This is a genomic window from Coleofasciculus sp. C1-SOL-03 (genome assembly GCF_040220555.1).
GTDB lineage: Bacteria > Cyanobacteriota > Cyanobacteriia > Cyanobacteriales > Coleofasciculaceae > Coleofasciculus.
On record NZ_JAVJUO010000204.1, the window covers coordinates 22,777 to 30,634 of the forward strand.

General features: G+C 44.5%; 9 protein-coding genes and 2 pseudogenes. 6 read left to right on the forward strand and 5 right to left on the reverse strand.

Annotated elements, in window-relative coordinates:
- The first annotated feature begins 352 nt into the window (after positions 1-352).
- Positions 353-1,390: an ATP-binding protein gene (locus RIE73_RS31425; RefSeq protein WP_446404904.1), complete on the forward strand. Its 1,038-nt coding sequence runs from the start codon at positions 353-355 to the stop codon at positions 1,388-1,390.
- A 178-nt stretch (positions 1,391-1,568) separates the two neighbouring features.
- Here RIE73_RS31425 and RIE73_RS31430 read toward each other — a convergent pair whose 3' ends face one another.
- From RIE73_RS31430 to RIE73_RS31445, 4 genes are all read right to left on the reverse strand, one after another.
- The gene (locus RIE73_RS31430) at positions 1,569-1,949 is read right to left on the reverse strand and encodes a hypothetical protein (protein ID WP_446404905.1); all 381 of its coding nucleotides are present in this window, start codon (positions 1,947-1,949) and stop codon (positions 1,569-1,571) included.
- 20 nt (positions 1,950-1,969) lie between these two features.
- A complete protein-coding gene (locus RIE73_RS31435) occupies positions 1,970-2,380 on the reverse strand; it encodes a DsrE/DsrF/TusD sulfur relay family protein (protein ID WP_446396304.1) in 411 nt (136 codons plus the stop codon).
- 19 nt (positions 2,381-2,399) lie between these two features.
- Positions 2,400-2,717: a DsrH/TusB family sulfur metabolism protein gene (locus RIE73_RS31440; protein WP_446404906.1), complete on the reverse strand. Its 318-nt coding sequence runs from the start codon at positions 2,715-2,717 to the stop codon at positions 2,400-2,402.
- Between the two features lie 449 nt (positions 2,718-3,166).
- Positions 3,167-3,925: a phosphoadenylyl-sulfate reductase gene (locus RIE73_RS31445; protein ID WP_446404907.1), complete on the reverse strand. Its 759-nt coding sequence runs from the start codon at positions 3,923-3,925 to the stop codon at positions 3,167-3,169.
- 294 nt (positions 3,926-4,219) lie between these two features.
- On the opposite strand from RIE73_RS31445, the pseudogene RIE73_RS31450 reads away from it, so the two are divergent.
- Positions 4,220-4,345: pseudogene (locus tag RIE73_RS31450) on the forward strand (helix-turn-helix domain-containing protein); the annotation flags it as partial.
- Between the two features lie 207 nt (positions 4,346-4,552).
- Here the strand turns inward: RIE73_RS31450 and RIE73_RS31455 are convergent.
- Entirely contained in the window at positions 4,553-4,690 is a 138-nt protein-coding gene (locus RIE73_RS31455; RefSeq protein ID WP_446404908.1) for a hypothetical protein, read from the reverse strand.
- A gap of 96 nt (positions 4,691-4,786) precedes the next feature.
- Between RIE73_RS31455 and RIE73_RS31460 the strand changes: the two genes are divergently transcribed.
- The 4 genes and pseudogenes from RIE73_RS31460 to RIE73_RS31475 all read left to right on the forward strand — a co-directional run bounded on the left by RIE73_RS31460 (position 4,787) and on the right by RIE73_RS31475 (position 7,535).
- Entirely contained in the window at positions 4,787-5,389 is a 603-nt protein-coding gene (locus RIE73_RS31460) for a serine/threonine protein kinase (RefSeq protein WP_446404911.1), read from the forward strand.
- A complete protein-coding gene (locus tag RIE73_RS31465) occupies positions 5,386-5,964 on the forward strand; it encodes a hypothetical protein (RefSeq protein WP_446404909.1) in 579 nt (192 codons plus the stop codon). The genes RIE73_RS31460 and RIE73_RS31465 overlap by 4 nt, the downstream gene beginning before the upstream one ends.
- A 57-nt stretch (positions 5,965-6,021) precedes the next feature.
- Positions 6,022-6,471 (forward strand): annotated as a pseudogene (locus RIE73_RS31470) (Uma2 family endonuclease); the annotation flags it as partial.
- A 593-nt stretch (positions 6,472-7,064) separates the two neighbouring features.
- Positions 7,065-7,535 carry a dual specificity protein phosphatase family protein gene (locus tag RIE73_RS31475; protein ID WP_446404910.1) on the forward strand — a complete coding sequence of 157 codons (471 nt, stop codon included), beginning with the start codon at positions 7,065-7,067 and terminating at the stop codon, positions 7,533-7,535.
- The last annotated feature ends 323 nt before the right edge of the window (positions 7,536-7,858 follow it).

Consider the following 7,858-nt stretch of genomic DNA (forward strand, 5'->3'; position numbering starts at 1 on the left):
ATGAAGGCAGATGGCAGAGCTTAAGTAGGTTGGGTAGAGCGATCGCTCTATATAATACCAAGTTGCATTCAAAGATATAACTTTCCCTCCCCCTGCTTCCCCTGCTTCCCCTGCTTCCCCTGCTTCCCCTGCTTTTCCTATCTACTATGTTTGAGCGCAACTCGGTATAACAGGCTAATCTTGGAGTTGGGTTACTTTATCCTTCGGGTTCTCCTAGGCGAGTACGAGAAGGTTTCACCTACGTTCGCAGACTCAACCGACAAAGGTGACATGCTGCCTAAAGTTAAAGGTCGCAAGGTAGAAGAAAATGATAACTGTTGAGTATGCTTGTCGAGTCATCGTCCTCTGATTCATGAGTTCAGCGCAACCGTGTCCATTTATAGTCGGTGCAGCGATCGCGGATTCCCGATTTTTTGTGGGACGCCACGAGGAGTTGCAACAGATGACCAATCAGATGACAGGTATCTTACCCGGTAGCTTGAATCTGGTTGGGCGCAGACGCATTGGCAAATCCTGGCTGCTTTATCATTTCTGTCAAACCTATCAGGACTACGTTTCTCAACCGCATCGGTTTATTAGCATTTATCTTTCGCTTCAGAATCCCCAGTGTCATGGAGATGAGGGATTTTATCATCAGGTTGGGCGACTGTTGTGGAATCATCCCCAAGTGCAGCGTCAACCGGGATTAGTGGAGGCGCTGAGAGTTCCCCAGTTTAACCGTTTGGCATTTAGTAGCGCCATGGGACATTGGAAGCGACAAGGGGTATTAGCGGTACTCTGTTTAGATGACTTTGAAGTGCTAATCCATCATTATCGGGACTTTGATGATGGATTCTTTGATAACCTGCGATCGCTTGTTGATAGTGGTGCGTTGATGGTGGTGGTAGCGTCTCCCCGGAAGTTGGAATTTTATCAGCATCGCTATCGTCTCACCTCACCGTTTTTTAATTTGACTCAGGTGTTGGCGCTGGGGGAATTGCGGGAGGAGGAGGCGTGGAAATTAGTGCGTTTATCGGACAGTCAGGGTAAAGAGGGACAAGCAGCGTTGAGTCCCCAGGATCAGAAATTAGCAAAACAGTTGGGAGGTACGCATCCTTTTTTATTGCAGTTAGCTGGTCGTTTACTTTGGGAAGCACGTCAGCAGGGGCGAGATATAAACTGGGTTAAGGGTAGGTTTGAGGTCGAAGCAAGGCGTACTCCTGGGTATAGTTTTGAATTGCACCAGTTACCGCTTCCGTTGCAGGTATTGGTTCGGTTTCCCTTGAATTTAGGGCGGATGGTGAGAGGGATTCGGGGAACGGTGGATGAAATTGGCAATTTGATGGTGGGGACGGTTATTTTAATTGGGGTTATTTTAGTCGTTTTGCTGCTATTGAGTTTATTGTTTTAGTTATTTTATTATCGGTAAGACAGGGCAGGTTTTGTTTTTTTCTTATCGGTAAGTTATCGGTAAGACTAAACCCGCCCCTACAGAGTCCCTAAACCCTCCCCCTACATGGGCTAAACCTGCCCTACTAACGAATGTATAAAGACGTTTCGCTGGAATGTCTCTACATAAGCGCTAACTTTTACCAATGCCAAATTTGATCGTAATTACCAAATAATCCTGGCAAATTCTGACGAGCAATTTGAGTCACACCGTTAATCATTTTCGCCTCAGGAATTCCACGAGATTTCACATCATCTGTCACAACGTAAACCGTAATTCCTTTCTCAATCGCCCGCTGCAAATCTTGATCCAGTCTAGGTGGCTGGGTTTGTGACTTATCCCCAAACACCAATCCAGATGCATCTTGTCCACTCACCGCATAATTCACCGCATTTCCTCTCAGCAGAATATCTAACTCTGCACCCGCGCCTTTCATCGCTTGGCAAATCCAAACCGACGGATCATCTTGTTCCTCAATTGTACAGCGATAAGCGGATTCAACTATTTGTAACGCTTTCATCTTAATATCTCTAATCCTTCCTACTTCGTCGCAATAATTAACGTTCCATCTGACTCACTCGCCCATTTCCATAAATCACTCGGTTTACCACGACGACAGCCGTCAATCGCGTCATTTACACCTCGCTCATCCACACAAAGCCCGCAATTAATCCAATCGAATTGACACCCCTTGGCTTTGGCTTTTTCCTGGAGTGCGGCAATCCAATCTTTAGTTAAGGGATGATCTTCTTCCTCCACACTTCTCCCATGAACCGCATTCGCGTGGGGTTTTTGATGAGCAAAGGCTAGAGAGACTGCCCCTTCGTAAGCAAAAACATTCACATTATACCCCCGATCAAGCGCCTCATGAATCATCCGGAACGCTGTGGTTGTCCTTGCTTGTTCAAAGGGACCATCCATAATGGAAAACGTTAAGGTTTTGGTACTCATTTTTTTCGCTTATCTTACGTTACAGCCAAATAGTTTTTTGTCCTTCTGCCATGGCATCAACCACAGCCGCAATGCTAGCCACTTTCACACCATTGTCTAGTTCTGTCTCTGAGATACCGCGTTCTCTCAGGGAAAAATCATCTGCCAATATGTTGACAGTGTTGAGAGTGGCTACACCATTTGCTGCTGTAGCGCGAGCGGCTAATACGCCATTTTCCACCAGGAACAAGGTGGTGTCATTTCCAGCATTGGCTAAATCTGATGCCAACTGATAATTTTGAGTCACTTGAGTTGAATCAAAGGAACTCCTTGATTCAATTAAAAAATACTTTGCCATTCTGTTTGGCTCTCCAACCGATTGAATTAGTCAAATCAAGCAATAATAATGCTAGGACTCCTCACTATAGTACAGGTTCAATTTATTGGCAAGATTGCTGTTAATTCACGTTTTTGCAGATTTGTCAACGATTTATTTTTAAAAAATGTTTAGTTTTTAATCGCTTACATTCAATCATGTTTACTTTTGTGTAGAAGTCGTTATTTGACATTTGCCATACTTAATAGGGTTGAGTTTATTTCCACCAACTTACTTAGGTGAAAAAGCAGATAGCATAAAACTTGCAGCCATCTGCCATCTACCTTCTGACTTCTGTCCTCTGCCTTGTTACACTAGACAAAAGAAAACAGCACGCCCACGCTTGTTTTATAAACAAACCTCAAACCCTTACTGTTCCCTGTTCTTTCCTAATCTCAACCGTTAACTTTAATGTTGTCCGACTACTTATCTTACAACGAACTGGAATCGAGACTCTGGGCTTCACCTTGAGTCTGTGGCAGATGTAAACCACATTCTTGTTTAATTCCTCGGAAACGAGTATCGCGTTCGTGCTGATCTTCCGTAGTCACCGGGCGGCTTGAGTGCCAATCGCCTACAGTTGCATAGCCCAGTTCACGCAAGGGGTGATAGGGCAGATTGTGTTCCGTGATGTACTCATGGACATCTTGGCTATTCCAGTGAAGTATGGGTAATATCTTGTAAATCTCAGACTGGATATCAACTGGACGCAATGTCTGACGGTGATGGGTCTGTTCCGCCCGCAATCCAGCTAACCATGCTGTTGCCTTTAAGTCTCGTAATGCCCGCTGCATGGGTTCGACTTTACGCATATAGTCGTACTGATTCAGCGCTTCGGGATCATCTTTTGTCCAGAGTCTGCCATAGAGGGCTTCCATCCGGGCTGGGCTAATGGGCGACTGATAGACGTGTAGATTCAGATTTAATTGTTCGGTTAACTGTTCAGCAAATCTATAAGTTTTTGGCGGTAGATAGCCTGTATCAACCCAAATTACGGGAATGTCAGGCACGATGCGAGTGACTAAGTGCAGCATCAGCGCTGACTGGATGCCGAAGCTGGTACTCATCACCAAACCATTGCCAAAGGTTTCGGCTGCCCATTTTACCATGGAGGTGGCATCAGCATCGACGAGTTGTCGATTCACCCCCTCTAGATTCAGTTGAGTTTTCTGTGCGATCGCACTTACCATTTCCCTAAACTCCCAGTCTTCCTGCCAGTCTTGTGGTTGTTTCCAGTTCCGTGATTTATATTGTACCGATTTAATCTACGGTAACTTGGTCGGTTTACTGTACTTTTACACCACACTGAACTTTACCACGCCTAATTGTCTACGACAATGGAATTAGATACAATTAACAGGCTCTAAAATTAAGTTTTGTATCATTTGAGGGAGAGCGATCGCGATGATTAAGCAGTTTTGGCGATGCTTAGGGCAATTGAGGCTTCGCTAAAACCAACAGCTACTGCAAATCCTAAAAGGTTTTACAGCACAGTCAGACACTATGCCCGCTCACCAGGGCTGGCGATGATAGACTATACAGCTATTCATAAGTTGGCTCGCACGTTTGATGTGATGGTTGAGGATTTGGTTGAGATTTTAGAGGAGTAGAACCAAGCAAAGCGTCATCATTTCTGATACCACTGGAATCTTGCACTGAACCTTTAATCGTTCTCTACACCTTTATGTTTTCGGGTTTCAGTGGTGTTTTAGGTAGTGAGCAAGATGCTCACACTACGACAAGGATTCCACCATGATTGACATGACGGTTTAAATGCCGAACAGTGTCCCTGGCTAAGGGCGCACGTCGGTGCGCCCCTACAGTCTCCTAACATCAATGGCACTGAAATAAGCCGTTTTGGATCGCTGCAACCGTTGATATACCGTAGGGTGGGCATTGCCCACCAACCGTAAGTCAGTGCCATTCCTCCTAACATACTGTGTCAAAATTGACATAAGTTTTGAGAATAGCAAACCATGGTTTGGGCGACAGGAGATGCACTTTAGAATGATGCACTCCTCAATTCCCTCACCCCACAAGAACAAAACCGACTGGAAACTAAGTTTTGTCAGGAAGCGGTAAAACTCAGAGGGTGTAATCATCCTCATATTGTCAAAGTCCGAGATCTTTTTAAACAGGGGGAACGGTGGTGCATTGTCATGGATTATGTGGATGGGGTGAGTTTAGCCTACCGCGCCCAGAAAATGCTCCCAGAAGCGGAAGCCCTCAATTATATTAAGCAAATTGGTGAAGCGCTGATTGAGGTGCATCGGAATGGTTTGATTCATCGGGATGTGAAACCGGGTAATATTATTCTCCATGTTCGTGAGGGAAAAGCGGAAGCTGTTTTAATTGATTTTGATTTAGCGCTGGAGTTTGACTGTGAGGTAACTTCAGTGCGGACAAAGGAAGCCTCAGACGGGTTTGCGCCAATGGAACTGTATTCCCGATTGGCGGAGAAACCGGGAGAATATACAGATGTTTATTCCTTAGCGGCGACATTGTATGAACTGTTAACGGGACACAAACCTGTGAGTGCGATTAAGCGTAAGCTAGACCGAGAGCGGTTAGTCCCACCGAAAGAGTATAACGATCAGATTAGCGATCGCACAAATCGGCTGATTCTCCAGGGTATGGGATTAGTAAGCAGGTGAATCGGGCAATTCTCAAAGGGATGGAATTAGAACCAAAAAAGCGTCCCCAGTCGATGCAGGCTTGGTTGAAGTTGCTGGAAATTCCAACAGTTTTAACTCCGCCTCCAGTTCACGAGCAAGAGTTTTTTCATCCTTCAGCTAATCAGACTTCTAGGCAACGTTTTAGAACAGCAAGCACTCGAAAAGCAAGAACTATTTTATGGGTTGGGCTACTGGTAATAGCAGGATGCTACCTAGTGATAGGCTTTTTCTCAGTTAAGGTTGGGGCTGGGACTATGGCTGTGGCTGGTGTGGCTGGGGTTATAGCTGTGGCTGTCGCTGTGGCTGGGGGTCTGGCTGGGGCTATGGCTGGGGCTGTGGCTGGGGGTCTGGCTGTTGGGTCTGTGGCTTGGGATCTAGCTGATGTGGCTGCTTTGGCTGCTATTATTGTTGCGCCTGTGGCTGGGGCTGGGGCTGGCGCTGTGGCTGGAGACAAGTTACAAGAATCCTTCAGCAAGTTTCACACCTTTCTAATTTGGCTGGGAACATCTTGGTTAGGACTTGGATTAGGATGGCTTTTGGGTTCAATATTCTAGTGAGAAACTCAGCCGTTAAGACTAAGATACAGTTAGAGCTGTTATCCCCAGGTTCCGATGAGTTCCACCGCCAACCCACCAACCTTTCCCAAAACCCTACCTGACCATACTCAATTACCAGAATCTGATGGCACATTTGGGAACAACTTTCAGAAGCATCCCCAAAGCATTCTTTTAACCGATTCCATCACATCCATACTGCAACAATATCATCCAGATGGGCAATATTGTATTGGTCAAGATTGCGGGATTTACTGGCGTTTAACTGACCCACCCGAAAAAGGAGCCGAAGCACCGGACTGGTTTTATGTCCCCAATGTACCGCCTACGTTAAATGGTCAAGTACGGCGGTCTTATGTATTGTGGCAAGAATTAATTCCACCCCTGATTGTTTTAGAATTTGTCTCAGGAGATGGTTCACAGGAACGAGATAATACTCCTTTATCCCGGACTCAAGAACCGGGAGCAAAAAAACCTGGCAAATTCTGGATATACAGCAGTTTTCTCGGCTATGCGGTACATTGTCGATCCCCCAAAATACCCCTTAAAAAGGGGGACTTTGATCGACTGTACTTTATTACAGAATTAAGCGCTATATGAACGGATAATTCGTCCAGTGTATTACGGCAATGCCCATCCATGTTAATAAAATGAGAACTAATGCTGGCAAGTATTTCACCCTCATCCCCTAACCCCTTCTCCCATCGAGGGAGAAGGGGAACCGGAGTAATTAATAATAAAAAAATTAGTCAGATAAACTTTGGATATACAATATATTGCAAGTTCGTAATTTCCAGTATTTCCCCCTAATTAATTAGTACCACTATGTAGGTGTAATTCATTGAATGGCAATCTGCTATAATATCATTTTATGACGATTACCCGTAATTATAATGCTGCAAAAACAAGGATTTCAGGTGTTTTTATTAGGGGTGTTTAACCGGATATAATATTACCTTTCTTGCTCCCCTCTCCCCTGAGTGGGAGAGGGGCTGGGGGTGAGGGGTTTCACCTTAAGTTGATACCAATGGGCAATGTCGTGCCTGTACAATATGTAGATTAAAACAGACCTATCGTTTAAATTCCAAGACCAGAACAAAATGTATTGTATTAGACCTTGGTTGTACGTTGGCAACTATAGAGAAAGTCTAAATTATGACTTACTCCAGCATCACCAAATTGGTGCGATGCTACACCTGGCTGAAGATGTACAACAGCCTAATATTGTATCCTGTTATCTTCCCGTTGAAGATGGTCAACCGCTGCCTTTTGAACAGCTAAAAGCAGGTGTTGAGTTTGTTCGCCAGGAAAAAGCCAAGAGTAAAACTGTGCTAATTGTCTGTGGTGCAGGAATCAGTCGTTCCAGTTTATTTGCTGTAGCCACCTTAAAAGAAGAAGAACATCTGAGTTTGCTGGATGCATTTCGGCAAGTCCAGATGAAACACCCACAGGCAAATCCACATCCTAACCTGTGGAAATCCTTATGCGAGTATTACAATGAAACTATTTCGTACAAAACCATTTTGAAACTGATCCTGCAAGCCAAATCTGGTAAGCTATCACGCATTTAAATTGGGTATAGGATCGCACCAATCGCCTTGGGTTTAAACCCAAGACTCAAAGCGAAAGTCGTCTAAATAAGACTGGATAATATCATTTTAGGTTGAATAATTATATTGTGGGTAAGGCAAAGCAGAGGGTAAAAATCAGATAAAATAAGTAAAGTATAAAAATGGCAAAATAGAGGATAACAATAATGGTTTAGATAGTCCTAATACACAATTTCTAGTCCACTTTAGTGGACTTAAGCTGTTAGCCAAGAACTTGAGTTCTTGGCGAATGTGCGGACTGATTTAAAATGGTACAAGATATCACCAGATTTTAGCACTGAGCC

Excerpts from the sequence above, each read along its gene's own strand:
- RIE73_RS31425 (WP_446404904.1), top strand. The coding sequence starts at position 353 with ATGAGTTCAGCGCAACCGTGTCCATTTATAGTCGGTGCAGCGATCGCG.
- RIE73_RS31430 (WP_446404905.1), bottom strand. The coding sequence starts at position 1,949 with ATGAAAGCGTTACAAATAGTTGAATCCGCTTATCGCTGTACAATTGAG.
- RIE73_RS31435 (WP_446396304.1), bottom strand. The coding sequence starts at position 2,380 with ATGAGTACCAAAACCTTAACGTTTTCCATTATGGATGGTCCCTTTGAA.
- RIE73_RS31440 (WP_446404906.1), bottom strand. The coding sequence starts at position 2,717 with ATGGCAAAGTATTTTTTAATTGAATCAAGGAGTTCCTTTGATTCAACT.
- RIE73_RS31445 (WP_446404907.1), bottom strand. The coding sequence starts at position 3,925 with ATGGTAAGTGCGATCGCACAGAAAACTCAACTGAATCTAGAGGGGGTG.
- RIE73_RS31455 (WP_446404908.1), bottom strand. The coding sequence starts at position 4,690 with ATGTCAATTTTGACACAGTATGTTAGGAGGAATGGCACTGACTTACGG.
- RIE73_RS31475 (WP_446404910.1), top strand. The coding sequence starts at position 7,065 with ATGTATTGTATTAGACCTTGGTTGTACGTTGGCAACTATAGAGAAAGT.